General features: G+C 49.6%; 15 protein-coding genes. 10 read left to right on the forward strand and 5 right to left on the reverse strand.

Annotated features, from left to right (window positions below; translation table 11 throughout):
• Positions 1-23: 23 nt before the first annotated feature.
• The gene (gene thrS, locus J3369_RS12090) at positions 24-1,940 is read right to left on the reverse strand and encodes a threonine--tRNA ligase (protein ID WP_349587141.1); all 1,917 of its coding nucleotides are present in this window, start codon (positions 1,938-1,940) and stop codon (positions 24-26) included.
• Between the two features lie 207 nt (positions 1,941-2,147).
• On the opposite strand from thrS, the gene J3369_RS12095 reads away from it, so the two are divergent.
• On the forward strand, positions 2,148-3,083 hold the full coding sequence (locus tag J3369_RS12095; RefSeq protein ID WP_349587144.1) for a fructosamine kinase family protein: 936 nt from the start codon (positions 2,148-2,150) through the stop codon (positions 3,081-3,083).
• A complete protein-coding gene (locus tag J3369_RS12100) occupies positions 3,083-4,117 on the forward strand; it encodes a DUF3080 family protein (protein ID WP_349587147.1) in 1,035 nt (344 codons plus the stop codon). The genes J3369_RS12095 and J3369_RS12100 overlap by 1 nt, the downstream gene beginning before the upstream one ends.
• A 26-nt stretch (positions 4,118-4,143) precedes the next feature.
• On the opposite strand, the gene J3369_RS12105 is transcribed toward J3369_RS12100, so the two are convergent.
• The 3 genes from J3369_RS12105 to J3369_RS12115 all read right to left on the reverse strand — a co-directional run bounded on the left by J3369_RS12105 (position 4,144) and on the right by J3369_RS12115 (position 6,188).
• Positions 4,144-4,764 (reverse strand): CAP domain-containing protein, encoded by a 621-nt coding sequence (locus tag J3369_RS12105; RefSeq protein WP_349587149.1) that lies wholly within the window; start codon positions 4,762-4,764, stop codon positions 4,144-4,146.
• A 134-nt stretch (positions 4,765-4,898) separates the two neighbouring features.
• On the reverse strand, positions 4,899-5,447 hold the full coding sequence (locus J3369_RS12110; protein WP_303574010.1) for a YaeQ family protein: 549 nt from the start codon (positions 5,445-5,447) through the stop codon (positions 4,899-4,901).
• Positions 5,448-5,561: 114 nt separating this feature from the next.
• The gene (locus tag J3369_RS12115) at positions 5,562-6,188 is read right to left on the reverse strand and encodes a CPBP family intramembrane glutamic endopeptidase (protein ID WP_303574011.1); all 627 of its coding nucleotides are present in this window, start codon (positions 6,186-6,188) and stop codon (positions 5,562-5,564) included.
• Positions 6,189-6,447: 259 nt separating this feature from the next.
• Here J3369_RS12115 and J3369_RS12120 point away from each other — a divergent pair, with 259 nt between their 5' ends.
• Positions 6,448-7,266: a MurR/RpiR family transcriptional regulator gene (locus tag J3369_RS12120; RefSeq protein ID WP_349587152.1), complete on the forward strand. Its 819-nt coding sequence runs from the start codon at positions 6,448-6,450 to the stop codon at positions 7,264-7,266.
• 189 nt (positions 7,267-7,455) lie between these two features.
• Positions 7,456-8,019, forward strand: coding sequence for a DUF924 family protein (locus tag J3369_RS12125; protein ID WP_349587155.1), 564 nt, complete (start codon positions 7,456-7,458; stop codon positions 8,017-8,019).
• A 52-nt stretch (positions 8,020-8,071) separates the two neighbouring features.
• Here J3369_RS12125 and J3369_RS12130 read toward each other — a convergent pair whose 3' ends face one another.
• Positions 8,072-8,467 carry a rhodanese-like domain-containing protein gene (locus J3369_RS12130; protein ID WP_349587157.1) on the reverse strand — a complete coding sequence of 132 codons (396 nt, stop codon included), beginning with the start codon at positions 8,465-8,467 and terminating at the stop codon, positions 8,072-8,074.
• Between the two features lie 353 nt (positions 8,468-8,820).
• On the opposite strand from J3369_RS12130, the gene J3369_RS12135 reads away from it, so the two are divergent.
• The 6 genes from J3369_RS12135 to J3369_RS12160 are packed head-to-tail and all read left to right on the forward strand — an operon-like array spanning position 8,821 to position 15,175.
• Entirely contained in the window at positions 8,821-9,885 is a 1,065-nt protein-coding gene (locus tag J3369_RS12135) for an amidase (RefSeq protein WP_502877439.1), read from the forward strand.
• Positions 9,885-11,498, forward strand: coding sequence for a gamma-glutamyltransferase family protein (locus J3369_RS12140; RefSeq protein ID WP_349587160.1), 1,614 nt, complete (start codon positions 9,885-9,887; stop codon positions 11,496-11,498). Before J3369_RS12135 ends, J3369_RS12140 begins: the two co-directional genes overlap by 1 nt.
• Before the next feature lie 2 nt (positions 11,499-11,500).
• Positions 11,501-12,331: a sulfite exporter TauE/SafE family protein gene (locus J3369_RS12145; protein WP_349587162.1), complete on the forward strand. Its 831-nt coding sequence runs from the start codon at positions 11,501-11,503 to the stop codon at positions 12,329-12,331.
• Entirely contained in the window at positions 12,328-13,554 is a 1,227-nt protein-coding gene (locus J3369_RS12150; RefSeq protein ID WP_349587165.1) for a pyridoxal-phosphate-dependent aminotransferase family protein, read from the forward strand. Before J3369_RS12145 ends, J3369_RS12150 begins: the two co-directional genes overlap by 4 nt.
• Positions 13,547-14,776, forward strand: coding sequence for an allantoate amidohydrolase (locus J3369_RS12155; protein WP_349587168.1), 1,230 nt, complete (start codon positions 13,547-13,549; stop codon positions 14,774-14,776). The genes J3369_RS12150 and J3369_RS12155 overlap by 8 nt, the downstream gene beginning before the upstream one ends.
• Positions 14,777-14,809: 33 nt before the next feature.
• A complete protein-coding gene (locus J3369_RS12160) occupies positions 14,810-15,175 on the forward strand; it encodes an AraC family ligand binding domain-containing protein (RefSeq protein WP_119501609.1) in 366 nt (121 codons plus the stop codon).
• Positions 15,176-15,243: the final 68 nt, after the last annotated feature.

Here is a 15,243-nt window from a genome sequence, read left to right on the forward strand (position 1 = left end):
AACTGAATTTGATACACTCACCATTACTTAATGGTTTTATCCGCGATTTCCTTTTGTGCCAGTTCGATGAAAGCGTCAACTGACATTGAGCCTAAATCTTCACCTTTACGTGAACGAACGGCAATGTGACCCGCTTCGACTTCTTTGTCACCACAAACCAACATATAAGGAACGCGCTTTAAAGTGTGCTCGCGGATTTTAAAGCCTATCTTCTCATTTCTCAAGTCAGACTTTACTCTAAATCCCGCATTTTGCAGTTTTTGTACAGTTTTTTGCACATATTCTGCCTGATTGTCCGTAATATTCATCACTACCAGCTGCTGAGGTGCTAACCAGAGCGGGAAGAATCCGGCGAATTCTTCAGTAAGAATACCAATGAAACGTTCAAGTGAACCTAAAACCGCACGGTGGATCATCACCGGAACACGACGCTCGCCGTCTTCCGCAACATAGGTTGAACCTAAGCGGCCAGGCATAGAGAAGTCGAGCTGCACAGTACCGCACTGCCATGCACGGTCCAGACAATCATACAGAGTAAATTCAATTTTAGGGCCGTAGAAGGCACCTTCACCCGGCAACCAGCTAAATTCAATGCCTTTGCTGTCCAGCGCTTCCGCCAGAGCTTTTTCTGCTTTGTCCCAGATTTCGTCACTACCAACACGCTTTTCAGGGCGGGTAGACAGCTTAACTTCAATTTTTTCGAAGCCGAACGCTTTGTATGCGTCGTAAATCATGTCGATACACAGGCCCACTTCACTGAGAATTTGTTCTTCAGTACAGAAGATATGCGCATCGTCCTGGGTGAAACCACGAACACGCATCAGACCATGCAGTGCACCAGAAGGTTCATTCCGGTGACAACAACCGAACTCAGCCATACGCAGCGGCAGGTCGCGGTAGGATTTCAGGCCCTGATTAAATATTTGTACGTGACCCGGGCAGTTCATTGGCTTAATGGCATATTCACGCTTTTCTGATTCTGTGGTGAACATGTTTTCGGCGTACTTGTCCCAGTGACCCGATTTTTCCCACAATACGCGGTCCATCATCAGCGGACCTTTTACTTCGTCGTAGGAATAGCTTCGCAGCATTTTACGCACGAACTGCTCAAGCTCAGTGTAAATAGACCAGCCGTCGTTGTGCCAGAACACCATGCCCGGCGCTTCTTCCTGCCAGTGGAACAGATCCAGGGTTTTACCGATTTTACGGTGATCACGCTTCTCTGCTTCTTCCAGACGTTGCAGATAGGCTTTCAGCTGTTTCTTGTCTGCCCAGGCTGTACCGTAAATACGCTGCAACATTTTGTTGTCGCTGTTACCGCGCCAGTAGGCACCCGCCACTTTCATCAGTTTGAAATGTTGACAGAACTTCATGTTCGGTACGTGAGGTCCACGACACATATCGATGTATTCTTCGTGGTGATACAAACCCGGGAAAGAATCCTTTGGAATGTTCTCGTCGAGAATTTCCATTTTATAGGTTTCGCCGCGGGCTTCAAAAGTATCCCGCGCTTCCTGCCAGCTTACGTTTTTCTTCACTACGTCGTAGTTAGTTTTAGCCAGCTCCAGCATACGCTTTTCAAGCTTCTGCAAATCTTCCTGCGTCAGGCTGTGTTCCATATCCACATCGTAGTAAAAGCCGTTGTCGATAGTCGGACCGATTGCCATCTTTGCATCAGGCCATAACTGTTTAATAGCGTGGCCGGTTAAGTGCGCGCAGCTGTGACGGATGATTTCAAGACCATCTTCGTCTTTTGCGGTGATGATTTGCAGCGCTGCGTCAGACTCAATCAGGTCGCAGGCGTCTACACGGTCACCGTTAACACGGCCGGCAATGGTCGCCTTGGCGAGACCGGGGCCGATGTCAGCAGCAACATCCATTACCGAAACAGCAGAATCGAAAGCGCGCTGGCTTCCGTCAGGAAGTGTAATTACAGGCATGTTATATCCTTTACAGTGGTGACGCCTACTCTGCGCCACTTGCATTAATTTGTGGTGTACAGCGTTAAAATAACGCAATGAAAAAGTATTCAGATGCCTACCTGCATCTGACAAAAGAGACCGAATTATAACGGCTTAAATGCTGTGCGCAATGACACATTACTTTAATTGTGAATACAGCAGTTTTCGTTGCTGGCATTCACAGTAATGTTTGCCATAATTTCTCCATGGTTCACCTGGCGGTCAATGACGTTTATTCCTATGTGGCATTTCATCTGCGAACATATAAGCGATGCAACACAGACATTTTTCAGTTACACAAAACGTGCAACGATCAGCGGCGGTGATACCCACTCTGCCTTTGTTATCAATGATGAAACCCACCGGTACTTTGTAAAAATCAACCCGCTGTTGAATGGCCATAAGCTGCGTTACGAAATGGACGGACTGAAGGCTTTATCCCGGTCCGGCGCGCTGTATGTACCCGCCGCAGTGTGTCACGGACAAATCGACGAAGATGACCAGCATTTTGAATATCTGGTGCTGCAACATCTCAAGTTGCGCCAGCCCAGCAAAGGCGAATGGTCTGTGTTCGGCGAGCGGCTGGCAACGCTCCACCGTACAGCCCTCACCCAACAGTTTGGCTGGCACGAAGACAATTACATTGGTCAGACCCGGCAACACAATACGCTAAACAAAAACTGGTCTCGCTTTTTTGCCGAAACCCGGATTGGCCTGATGATGGAAGATTGTGCCCGTCACGGGATTCGCCTCACCAATATTGATGTACTGGTGACGCAAATCCATACGCTGTTAAAAGAACATCAGCCACGTGCGTCATTACTGCACGGCGATTTATGGAGTGGCAATGCCGGTTTTTGTAAGTTCGGCCCGGTCATTTACGATCCGGCGGTTTACTATGGTGACCGTGAAGCAGACATTGCCATGACAGAGCTTTTCGGCGCGTTTCCACAGGAATTTTACGCCGGATATAACCAGACATGGCCACTGGATAAAGGTTACCGGAACAGAAAGCACATCTATAATCTCTATCATTTGCTCAATCATGCATTACTTTTTGGCGGACACTATATACAATCGTGCAAAGAGCAAATTTCCGCTATCCGGCAACCTGTTGAGTAATGCCAAAGATACTCCTGACATTCCTGAAAATACTGCTGTCTGTTATCGTCATCCTGATTTTGAATGGCTGCGGACTGACGCCCCCGCTGACGACGGACCTTGAAGAATACGCCTCCCGCCTGGCACGGGTGCTCGATAGCAGCTTCCCTGATGTGAGATCTGACACAACGCTACCCTATCCTTCCCGGCAAACGTTGTTTAATCCCCTTGAAGAGGCTGAAATAACCTTACCCGATTTTTATTCTATTCAGTCCTGTGAATTAGGGACGCTGGTAGCAGAACGGAACACCACGCTTGGAAAACAACAGGATGCCGCTGCGAGCTGGGTATATGAATCCGCACTGGTAACGGCGCTGGAAAATTGTGTCAGAAAACTAAAACAAACTGATGAAAACCCGTCACTTGCCAACCGGCTGGATGAACTTCGGGCAATGAAAGCCACACAACTGCAGAAAGTGTGGGCGAACCTGATCCAAACCAGTACCGAAACCCGCCAGGCGTTCTCTCAGAGCAAGGAATTGATAACCGCTGATAGTAACCGCGATGCCGAAAGCGGTATTAATGCTCTGGCCTGGTTAACAACCCTGCCTGATGCCGGCAGCGTCACATCAGAACAAATTAACGGGCAACTTAAGATTCTCGAATCATCCCGCATTCCGGCTAAAGTCTGGAAATCTCAAAAAGTCTTCTCGGCACATTTATCTGCTCTTAACCGCTTGCTCCCTGCTCATCTTGCAGACATTAACTGTGATAACGGTAAAGCCTCTGAAGAAGCAGAAATACTCAGAAATGTTTTTTATCTGTTCTTCATTGAACGCATACAACCTGCCGGCAGCCAGTTGAATCAGTACATGTATAAACTGCAGCCGGCACTGAATGCGCTTCAGACATCCCCTTATTTGTCTGAGGCATTCAAAGACTATTTAATTGAGCGTGAACTGGAGTTCCGGCAATACCGTGAGGTAATGGCAGAACATATCGGATTGTGGCAGCACTTCCTGGGACGTTGTAATTTATCGCCACAGGCCGGGTAATGTTACAGGGAATAAGTGTCCATCAGTCACTGTGGCGAAGATAAGTTAATTTCAGGCTTAACCTGCTGTACAACAAAAATGCCTTTGTCGGGTATAAATTCAAAGTCCGGCACCGGCAGATTGTCCGCAGCCTTCGTAACGTAAACAACCCAGTATTCCACGTGAGGCGCATGACGGTCGGAATAAAATCCTACGCCGATAAACTGCTGTTCCCGATAAAAATCAAGCTCACCGAGCAGGTGTTGCCGGTGAGACTTTGAGCCTTTAAAAGCACGCCAAACTGAATCCGGTGTTGTATAGCCCCCGGCAATAGCTTCCACCTGATTACCCATAACACCGCTATAATAGCGTGGCAGCGGAAAACCGATTTCCCGTAAACGGCTGTTAGGACTGCCTCCCACATTGTGCATGACCATGCCAACCTCAGCCATGACCCGTGCTTTATCATCGGCGGCCTGGGCAAGCAGCGGATGACATTGAATGTAAGCGCGCTGCTGTAACGGATCCTGCTGTATGAGTTTTGCCAGAGCAATGGCCTGCGGGCTGAAGCCGCAAGCCGTTACGTCGTTGTCTGCAGTTTCCTCTGCCGGCATTACAGCAAAGGGCACGAGTAACATGGTAAGGAAAATTGACCTGAATATTTGCAATGCACTTCCTCATGACAAGGCCCATAAAACGGCGAAGCGTATCGTCTAACATATCCGGTCTGTCTACCCAGTCAAGTCTGAAGCTCGAAAAACTAATCGCAGAGACGGGGCGGACAGAAAGTTCTGCCCTGGCTTTACATCCGCTGTTCTGTTGATACTTCAACACTTTCTGTTATACCGCCACCTTCAATGTTAAGCCACATCTGGCCATCCTGAACAGTAACCTGAATTTGCATTGAGCGCTGAACTGCGTTTGCCAGCCGGGTCACCACTGATTCAGGCAAGGTGAAAACAGATAAATTTTTCCGGCTCTGCAGTTTGTTTTGCTCTTTTTTCCACCACACTTCGAAACTGTTATCGGCGCAGGCGTAAATAAGCATTTGCCGGCTCTGATTACAGCCTTTTTTAATCCGTTGTTCTGAGGGCTGGCCCAGTTCAATCCACAGTTCAATTTCATCACTCAGGCTTTTTTGCCACAAATCAGGTTCATCATCATCAGACAAGCCTTTGGTAAATTGCAGCCGCTCATGGGCATTGGCGATAAATGCGATAATACGCAACATCATACGTTCATCGTTTTCAGAGGGATGACGGGCAATGGTCAGGTTGTGGTTGTTATAATAATTGCGGTCCATATCCGTTATGGATAGTTCTGCTTTGAAGATAGTCGCTTTCAGTGCCATGGGTATTCCGGATAATCTGACGATGCCGGCAGCAAAATTACAGACTGCCAGACAATAATTTCCGGCTATCTTAACAGCTTATCCCGTTGACAGTGCGACTTCTTTAACACGTCATCAGGGAGGAGAAATCACCAGGTAAGATCCCAGACCAATAGTGAAAATAAAGCTGCCCCAAATCGCATGTTCAACGACGACAACCGGTGTAGAACGCGTCTGCATATACCGGTAACCAAACAGCGCACCACCGAACCACGAAAGTATCATGGCAATCCAGTTACCATAAACAAGATGCACCAGTCCGAAAACGAAGGTACTGATCCCCCAACGCATCATTTTTGACGGCAAAATGGTCTTATAACGATGAAAAAAATACGTGCGGAAGATTATTTCCTGAGGGATCACCGAGACAATGGGATAGATCAGTAATGTCAGCATCCATAATTCAGGTTCGTTTAGTGGCCATTGCAGAAACAGTTCCGGCTTTATCAGATAAACCAGTGCGCCCAGCAGGCAGGCCCAGGGAATGAACAATTTTAATGTAGTACGAAGGTGGATGAAAAAATCCTGCCAGTGCCATAATCTGAAACGCTTGAACTGTTTATCCGCGAGCAGTACAGCAAGGCAGGCAACACCGGTGAGCCCCAACAAAGGCATAAGGTATCCGGCGACCTGATTAACCCAATAGGCAATTGCCAGCGGTAACATAAAGAACAGCGCAATCATTTCCGCCCACAAACGCATCTGAAAAGCCCCTAACAAATTAATATGACAGTACCATGACATTATAATGCTATTCGTCCCGTTATGGTGAAAAAATCAGCGTTTATTTATCAATAATTGGTATGAAAAAAAGACAGCAGAAACGAAAGAGGCTTGGCGGCATTACAATATCATTCAAGGCTGCTCCCTTTCCGGAAAAGGATTGATTTGCTAAAAGGTTGGCTCTGAAGCAATTTTGCATTACCTTTGTCCCGGTAATGATTAGAAAAGAGCGGGTTAAATGGCATCGCCAAAAGATTTATTAGGCCTTATTGAGCAGCAATACCCTTCTCTGTCGCCTTCAGCCAGGCAGATTGCCGCCTACGTTCAGCAACATCCCATCGCACTGGTGAGTAAAAGTACTGCTGAAATCGCCAGACTCAGCGGCACATCTAAAGCTACCGTCAGCCGTTTTTTCCGTCAGTTAGGGTTTGAGTCTCACCAGGACGTGAAAGACGCCATGCTGTCGATGCGTGAAAAAGGCCTGCCATTACCGCTGGACGAAAATCAGCCGGATCATTATCAACAGGAAATCCGCAATTTAGCCATGACTTTCGACGGACTGAAACCGGATACCGTGGATCAGGTAGTGTCATTGCTGGCAGATTCTGAACGAATTACACTGATAGGTTACAGGAACGCTTATCCGCTGGCCTTGCATTTCAGACAGCAACTGAAACAGGTACGTAGCACGGTAAGACTTTTGCCTCAACCCGGTCAGTCGCTGGGTGAAGATCTTATTGATATTCCGGAAAATGAAGTGGTGATCTTGTTGGGCTTCCGCAGACGCACCCGTATATTCTCCCGGATTGTAGATGCGCTGAATGCCCATACCACCGTTCTGATCACCGACCCCACGGGCCAGGTGTATAACCAGAAAGTGTCTCATCTGCTGGTTTGCCATCCAGGCCAGCAACATGCCTTCGACAGCTATGCAGCACCTATGAGCCTGATCTCTTTTCTCGCTAACAGAGTATTTGAAAGGCTGGGTGATAAGGCTGTGAAACGCGCAACCCGCATTGCCAATATGTATGATGACCTCGACGAGCTTGAACCTTAATGCGTTTTCAGTAGTCGAACTAAAATGCGACTAAATGCGTAAAAAATTGTCTTTTTAAATTGATTATTTTTTAACCTTTGTGACAGTATAAAAAGTACTGGTCTGATAAGGCAGTGCCTGCCGCATTTGAACAGTGTATGGACGACAAGCAATTACCTGCGCACAACGGACGTGATAAACAGGAGTAACATGCAAACATCAATTATCCCTTTGGAAGAAGCTTCCAGCGTTCTCGCTTTCTGGTTCGACGAACTGGAATCAGAACAGTGGTTCCGTGCAGATGAAGGATTAGATAATTTAATCCGGTCCCGGTTCGGGAAAGTTCACAACGCAGCAGCAAACAGTGAATTATGGCCCTGGCGTGCAACACCGTCAGGCAGACTGGCCGAAATTATTGTGCTGGATCAGTTCTCACGTAATATCTACCGTAACGATGCCCGCGCCTTCGCATGCGACAGTATGGCGCTGGCCCTGTCCCAGGAAGCGTTGAGAGTAGAAGCGGATAAAGCACTCACCGTAGCTCAAAAGACCTTTTTATTCATGCCCTTTATGCATTCCGAATCACTGGCTATTCATGACATGGCCATGGAACTGTTCAATATAGACGGGCTGGAGCTGGAATTTGAGTACGAGCAGGAACACCGGGATTTATTGCTGAAATTTGGCCGCTATCCACAACGCAATAAAGCGCTGAAGCGCAAATCGACCAAAGAAGAAAAAGCATTTCTTAGCCAGCACTTCATCGAAGCCTGAAGTAACGCAATTCGGATACAACAGTTTTCAGTCTGCTGTATCCGGCTCCCCTTTAACGGGTATAAGGTTCCACCGGTAAACCGGCCACTTTCCATGCATCGAAGCCGCCTTCAATGTGGACGACATCTTCAAACCCCATATCCATCAGAGTTGCTGTTGCCAACGTGGAACGCCATCCCGACTGACAATACAAAACAAAACGCTTACCACCACCAAATACCGGTTTGTAATATGGACTGTCCGGGTCGACCCAAAACTCCAGCATACCGCGGGGAGCGTGAATGGCTCCCGGGATCTGCCCTTCCCGCTCAAGTTCTCTGACGTCACGAGTATCCACCAGTACAACGTCCGCTTTGTACACTGTTTCATTTGCCTGCTCAGGGCTTATGGTTCCGATGCGCGCTGAGGCGTCTTCCAGTAACGACTTAAAGCCTTTTTTTAATGCCATGTACTTCACTCCTGAATGAAACCGTATAAACGGACGGATCATTTGTAATTCCTATGCCACACCAGTGTGAACATAAGTGTCAAACATACTGCAGTGCAGCATAATTTTACAAATTCATAACAAAAATACTCGCCATCAATTTGAAAACATGTGGAAAAAAGCATTCGTTTCTATTGACAGATCGGTGAAACGATTGTTTCATAGAACAACGCAATCCGACCGTTCCAGTCATGCATACCACAACAAACCCGTTTATGACTTTACCGCAAAAGTCAGGTGCACCACTGTGCATACAAAATAATACCGCTGTGCCTCTTGCCAGCTATCGACTTGCCGTTAAGGATCTTTTCCATATGGCTGGGCTTCCCACATCTGCAGGCAATCCGGACTGGCTGAGCAGCCACCCTCTTCCTTTAGCAACGTCGCCGGTGGTAACTGACTTAATTCAGCATGGTGCCAGGTTTGTGGGCAAAACGCTTACAGACGAGCTGGCTTACAGTCTGAACGGACAAAATAAGCATTATGGTACACCGGAGAACCCGGCGGCTCCGGACCGGCTGCCCGGTGGTTCCAGTTCCGGTTCAGCCACAGCAGTCAGCCTGAATCTTGCAGATATCGGGCTCGGTACTGACACCGGCGGCTCCATTCGCGTTCCGGCCAGCTATCAGGGTTTATTTGGATTACGTCCTACACACGGTGAAATCAGCACTGACCACATGGTGGCGCTGGCGCCATCCTTTGACACCGCAGGAGTGATGACCAGAGATCTGACAACCCTTGAAAACACCGTTGCGGTGTTGCTCCCCCACCTCCTGGATACTGAGACACTACCACTAAGTCTGGTAACCAACCTGACGGACGGTTGCGGGCATAAAGAAGCCATTCTGCAGTGGCATGAAACACAAGCTTCACTGCATGCTGAATTGTTTATGCCGCCGTGCGAACTGACCACAGAAGTCTGGCAGACCGGTGAAACATTCAGAGTCATCCAGGGCCATGAAATCTGGCAACAACACGGACACTGGCTGAGTTATAACCGGCCGGACATCGCATCGGACATTCAATTGCGTCTGAATAGTTGTGCTGCGTTAACCAGCCATGAAGTTACTGAAGCGAAACAGCGCAGAGAGGCGTTCAATGCCTGGTTTTCAGAGGTGGTTTCAAACTGCATTCTGGTGATGCCGACAACCCCCGGCATCAGTCCGCTAATATCTACACCGGCGGAATCATTAGCCGGATACAGAAACCAGCTACTCTCACTGACATCCCTGGCAGGTTTAAGCGGATGTCCCCAGTTACACCTGCCTCTGTTCAGTTTACACAATGCTCCCTGTGGCCTTTCTCTTCTGGGCCCGCGGGGAAGTGACAGGCAACTGCTGAAAATTGCCCGTACCCTATTATCAGGAAAACAACAATAATGACTAAAAATACAATGAGCGGATTCACTGCCCCTCACTATGCTGCAGCGCAGGTGGGGAATGCCATCCTTGAAAAAGGAGGCACAGCGATTGAAGCCATGGTAGCGGCTGCCGCCTCTGTTGCCGTTGAATACCCCCATATGAACGGCTTAGGCGGTGATGGTTTCTGGTTGATCAGCGAACCCGGCAAAGCGCCGGTAGGCATTGATGCAGCAGGCATTGCGGCAAAGAATGCAACGCCGGCGTATTATAAAGGGCTGAACGCCATCCCTGAACGGGGAGGTAAAGCGGCACTGACTATGGCAGGCGCTGTATCAGGCTGGCAGAAAGCGCTTGAAATCAGCGCACAATGGCAAACACCTTTACCACTGGGCACCCTGTTAGACACAGCTGTCAATCAGGCAATCTGGGGCATTGAAGTTACTCAAAGTCTGAGTGATGCCAGTTTCAAAACTTTTGACACACTCGCCGGCGATCCGGCTTTCGACCAGTTTCTGATTAAGGGGAAGGCCCTGAAGAAAGGCAAGATAGTTAAATTGCCGAAACTGGCCGAAACCTTAAAGCATCTGGCTGAAGCCGGTCTCGACGATTTCTACCGGGGTGAAACCGCAGCAAAACTGGCTGCCGATTTGAGGGCTGCAGGGTCTCCTGTCACCCTTGAAGACTTTCACAACTATGAAGCGAAACTGGTTGAGCCCCTGAGTGTCACCACTTCTAAAGGGACTTTATACAATCTTCCCGCGCCTACACAGGGTATTGCTTCGTTACTCATTCTCGCGTTGTACGACAGGGTGTGGCAGCAAGGCTCTGATGATGCCGACATGGTGCATTTACTGATTGAATGCACCAAACAAGCTTTCATCAAACGAAACCGCTATGTCACCGATCCAAGCCGTCTCAGCGTTGATTTGCAGACTTTGCTTTCGCCGGAATCGCTGCAAGATATGCAACAGCATATTCAACTGGAAAGTGCACAGGCCTGGCCACATCCGGCTATTCCCGGTGACACCATCTGGATGGGCGCATGTGACAGCGAGGGCCGGATGGTGAGTTATATTCAGTCTCTTTACTGGGAATTCGGCAGCGGTGTAGTCAGTCCGTCTACAGGAATAGTGTGGAATAACCGCGGGACATCATTTTCTCTGGATACCTCCAGTCACCAGTATCTGCAACCGGGACTGACCCCTTTCCATACGCTGAACCCTGCCTACGCAGAGCTCAACGATGGCCGGCGCATCAGTTACGGCACCATGGGAGGCGAAGGGCAACCGCAAACCCAGGCAGCGCTGTTTGCCCGTCACGTTTATCACAATCAACCGCTGGATAAATCCATTGCACTGGGTCGCTGGCTGCTGGGCCGGACCTGGGGTGATGTGAGCCATAATCTGAAAGTTGAACGTGACGTCAACGACTATGTGGGCGAAGCATTACGGTCCAGGGGACATGACATGGTTGTTGTTGAAGCCTGTAACGAACTGATGGGCCATGCCGGCGCAGTTGTCAGACATCCTGACGGCAGTACACAAGCAGCCACCGATCCCCGCAGTGACGGTAAAGCCTTTGCTACGGCGTCATCTGTTTCAACAGTATCAGCCGGTCAGGGAGAAATATAAAAATGGAATTTATCAGTGAAAATTCAACCATTATTTTGGCCATGATGGGCACCGGTGTTTTCGCCGGACTACTGGCCGGGTTACTGGGTGTCGGAGGCGGCATTGTCATCGTACCGGTGTTGTTTTTTCTTTATCAGGCCCTGGGAATAAGCGCTGATACTGCCATGATTGTGGCAACGGCCACATCACTGGCCACCATTGTTCCTACATCGGTCAGTTCAATTATGGCCCATAACAGGAAAGGCAATGTCGACTTTGAGTTACTTAAACACTGGGCAATTTTCATATTGCTTGGTGTGCTGGCCGGCAGCTATCTGGTGACAAAAACCGACGGAAAATGGCTTGCCATGATGTTCGGTATCATCGCTACCCTGTCGGCACTGAACATGCTGATTGGTAAGAAAAATGCCATCGCACAATCGCTGCCCGGCAAGGGCGGTCAAAGTATTATGGCTACCTGTATCGGCTTTTTCAGCAGCATGGTTGGCATCGGGGGCGGCACGTTAACTGTTCCCACTCTGACCTTTTGTAACTATCCCGCCCACCGTGCGGTAGGAACAGCCGCAGCAGTGGGACTGATCATTTCTCTCCCCGCAGCGTTAACTATGTTGATTGTGGGTGAACGCCCTGCTGACGCACCGTTTGCCACTTTCGGGCTGGTTAACCTTCCTGGCTTCGCCTGTATTGTTCCCCTTACAGTGCTGTTTGCACCTGTTGGCGCAAGCATCGCGAACAAACTCAATCCTGCAATGCTTAAAAAAGTCTTTGCCCTTGTTCTTATCATCACCGGCGTGCGCATGCTCGCGCAGACGCTTATCCAGGAATTCCTATGAAACCGTTGTCCCTCCCTCCCCGCTTACTCATGGGCCCCGGCCCGATAAACTGCTATCCGCGTGTATTGCAGGCCATGTCTACCCAACTGGTGGGTCAGTATGACCCTGTGATGACAGGCTACATGAACGAAGTGATGGCCTTGTACCGGCAGGTGTTTAATACCCGAAATAAACAAACGCTGTTAGTTGACGGTACATCACGGGCCGGTATTGAGGCTGTGCTGGTGTCCTGTATCGAACCCGGTGATAAGGTGCTGGTGCCGGTATTTGGCCGCTTCGGCCACTTACTGGCTGAAATTGCAGAGCGGGCCGGCGCGGAAGTTCATACTATCGAAACGCCGTGGGGCACGGTGTTTGAACCTGAACAAATTGAAGCAGCGATTCGTGAAGTCCGCCCGAAAGTACTGGCAATAGTGCAAGGCGATACATCCACAACGATGTTGCAACCACTTGAGCATTTGGGTGAAATTTGCCGGAAATACGATGTACTGTTCTACAGTGACGCCACAGCATCGATTGGCGGCAACCCTTTCGAGACTGACGCCTGGGGCTTAGATGCGGTATCAGTGGGACTGCAAAAATGTTTAGGCGGCCCGAGTGGCAGTGCACCTGTGACTCTGAGTGAAAAATACGTAGCCTGCGTGCGCAAGCGTCACCACGTTGAAGCCGGAATACGGGACAGTCATCACCAGGCGGCCAGCGGCTCCAGGATCCGTTCTAACTATTTCGACCTGCCTATGATCATGGATTATTGGGGGGAAGAACGCCTGAATCACCATACTGAAGCAGCATCAATGCTCTTCTGTTCCCGCGAATGTGCCGTGAATTTGCTGGAAGAAGGACAGGATCAGGTGCTTAAACGCCATCAACTGGCGGGTAACGCCATGCTGGCCGGCGTAATGGCAATGTCTCTGAAGCCTTTTGGTGATTTGAAAAACAAAATGACCAATGTCGTCGGCGTGACCATTCCTGACAACGTGGATGGCGAAGGGATAAGGCATACTTTGCTTAACACCTTTAACATCGAGATTGGCACCAGTTTCGGCCCTCTGAAAGGTAAAATATGGCGTATCGGCACAATGGGCTATAACGCCCGTGAAGATGCGGTCTATCACACTCTTCAGTCTTTAGAAACCGTACTTCGCCGTGCCGGATTTGCCCTGCAGCCGGGCGCCGCGGTAGACGCAGCCATGGACGTTTATGCAGGTCAGCAACATGTCTGAATATCAGAGTCTTGCACAACTTGTGATGGCCAGACTGGACGAACTCGGGCAAATCAGTCAGTCACCTGACTACCTGGACAGACGCTATCTGACAGCCGGACACCAGCAGGCAAACCGGCTTGTTGCCACCTGGATGAGTGAAGCCGGTATGATCACCTGGCAGGATGCCGCCGGCAATTTGTGGGGACGACTGGAAAGTTCAGTCCCCGATGCGCCCCGGTTTATTATCGGCAGTCATCTGGATACCGTTCCTAATGGCGGCAAATACGATGGCATGCTGGGAGTCATAGCGCCTGTTGCCATTGTGCAAATGCTTCAGGGCACACAATTCCCGCTGCCGTTTCACCTCGACATAGTCGGTTTCGGCGATGAGGAAGGCTCCCGTTTCGGCTCTACGTTACTGGGTAGCCGGGCACTCACAGGACAATGGCCGGACTCCTGGTCGAAACTTAAAGACGAAAATGGCCTGAGCCTGCCGGATGCTCTCCGGTCTTTCGGACTGGATTTCGACAATGTGAAGCAGGCAGACATTACCGCCAGCCGTCCGCTGGGTTATCTGGAGCTGCACATTGAACAGGGGCCGGTGCTGGAAAGTGCCAATCTGCCGGTAGGTGTGGTAACCGCTATATCCGGTGCCCGCAGATTCAACATTGATGTTGCCGGTATGGCGGGACATGCCGGTACCGTGCCTATGAACATGCGGCTGGACGCGCTGGCAGCAACCAGTGAAATGATTCTGGCCGTTGAAAATCAGGCCAGGACTCACGGCGTCGTCGCGACGGTAGGAAAAATTGAAAACCGCCCGAATGGCGTAAACGTGATATCAGGGAATACCCGTTTTTCACTGGATATCCGCAGTGAAGACGACAGCCACCGTGATGCTGTGCTGGAACAAATCATGCAGCAATTTAATCAGATTGCTGCCCGCAGAAAACTGACTCTGCATGTCGAGCAAACCCATAGTGCCGGCGCCGTGCAGTGCGATCACCGGCTGCAGTCCATTTTAAAAACGGCCATCGGTGAATGCGGGATCCCACCCTTTTCTCTGCCATCCGGTGCCGGACACGATGCCATGGCAATGGCCCTTATGTGTCCTGTTGCCATGATGTTTTTACGCTGCGACAAAGGGATAAGCCATCATCCCGGGGAGTCCATTTTAACAGAGGATGTGGCAGTGGCGCTTGCAGCGTTACATGCAACCATTAAGCATTTAGCAAACTAAGATTTTTTGACCGTAAACCACGTTGGAGTGACGATGATTATTAAACGTATCTATAATGATGAAGAAGGGAAAAGTCACTTTGGAGAAGTGGAAATACCATTGTCAGACGGCGGCCCCATTGGCCTTTTATCTGAACGTTTTGACGCCGGTACTGTGATTTTCAGGGAAACCCCCGCCGATTACGATTTTAAATGGCACCCTGCCCCTGCGCGGCAACTGCTGTTTATCATTAAAGGTCGCGCAGAATTTAAAGTCTCCAACGGTGAGCGTCATGTATTCGGTGCAGGCGATGTACTGCTGCTGGAAGATACAGAAGGTGAAGGCCATTGCAGCCGCGCTATGTACAACGAAGTACGCCATTCTATTTTTGTCACCCTGCCGGATCATGTGACATTCTGATCTACGGGTTATTAGTCGCAGGGCCTGTTTTATTTCCGCCCTGCAACGCCTCTACATGTCCTGAGTAG

It is taken from the genome of Alteromonas sp. NFXS44, assembly GCF_040148705.1.
Classification (GTDB): domain Bacteria; phylum Pseudomonadota; class Gammaproteobacteria; order Enterobacterales; family Alteromonadaceae; genus Alteromonas.

Excerpts from the sequence above, each read along its gene's own strand:
- thrS (WP_349587141.1), bottom strand. The coding sequence starts at position 1,940 with ATGCCTGTAATTACACTTCCTGACGGAAGCCAGCGCGCTTTCGATTCT.
- J3369_RS12095 (WP_349587144.1), top strand. The coding sequence starts at position 2,148 with ATGTTTGCCATAATTTCTCCATGGTTCACCTGGCGGTCAATGACGTTT.
- J3369_RS12100 (WP_349587147.1), top strand. The coding sequence starts at position 3,083 with ATGCCAAAGATACTCCTGACATTCCTGAAAATACTGCTGTCTGTTATC.
- J3369_RS12110 (WP_303574010.1), bottom strand. The coding sequence starts at position 5,447 with ATGGCACTGAAAGCGACTATCTTCAAAGCAGAACTATCCATAACGGAT.
- J3369_RS12115 (WP_303574011.1), bottom strand. The coding sequence starts at position 6,188 with ATGCGTTTGTGGGCGGAAATGATTGCGCTGTTCTTTATGTTACCGCTG.
- J3369_RS12120 (WP_349587152.1), top strand. The coding sequence starts at position 6,448 with ATGGCATCGCCAAAAGATTTATTAGGCCTTATTGAGCAGCAATACCCT.
- J3369_RS12125 (WP_349587155.1), top strand. The coding sequence starts at position 7,456 with ATGCAAACATCAATTATCCCTTTGGAAGAAGCTTCCAGCGTTCTCGCT.
- J3369_RS12130 (WP_349587157.1), bottom strand. The coding sequence starts at position 8,467 with ATGGCATTAAAAAAAGGCTTTAAGTCGTTACTGGAAGACGCCTCAGCG.
- J3369_RS12135 (WP_502877439.1), top strand. The coding sequence starts at position 8,821 with ATGGCTGGGCTTCCCACATCTGCAGGCAATCCGGACTGGCTGAGCAGC.
- J3369_RS12140 (WP_349587160.1), top strand. The coding sequence starts at position 9,885 with ATGACTAAAAATACAATGAGCGGATTCACTGCCCCTCACTATGCTGCA.
- J3369_RS12145 (WP_349587162.1), top strand. The coding sequence starts at position 11,501 with ATGGAATTTATCAGTGAAAATTCAACCATTATTTTGGCCATGATGGGC.
- J3369_RS12150 (WP_349587165.1), top strand. The coding sequence starts at position 12,328 with ATGAAACCGTTGTCCCTCCCTCCCCGCTTACTCATGGGCCCCGGCCCG.
- J3369_RS12155 (WP_349587168.1), top strand. The coding sequence starts at position 13,547 with ATGTCTGAATATCAGAGTCTTGCACAACTTGTGATGGCCAGACTGGAC.
- J3369_RS12160 (WP_119501609.1), top strand. The coding sequence starts at position 14,810 with ATGATTATTAAACGTATCTATAATGATGAAGAAGGGAAAAGTCACTTT.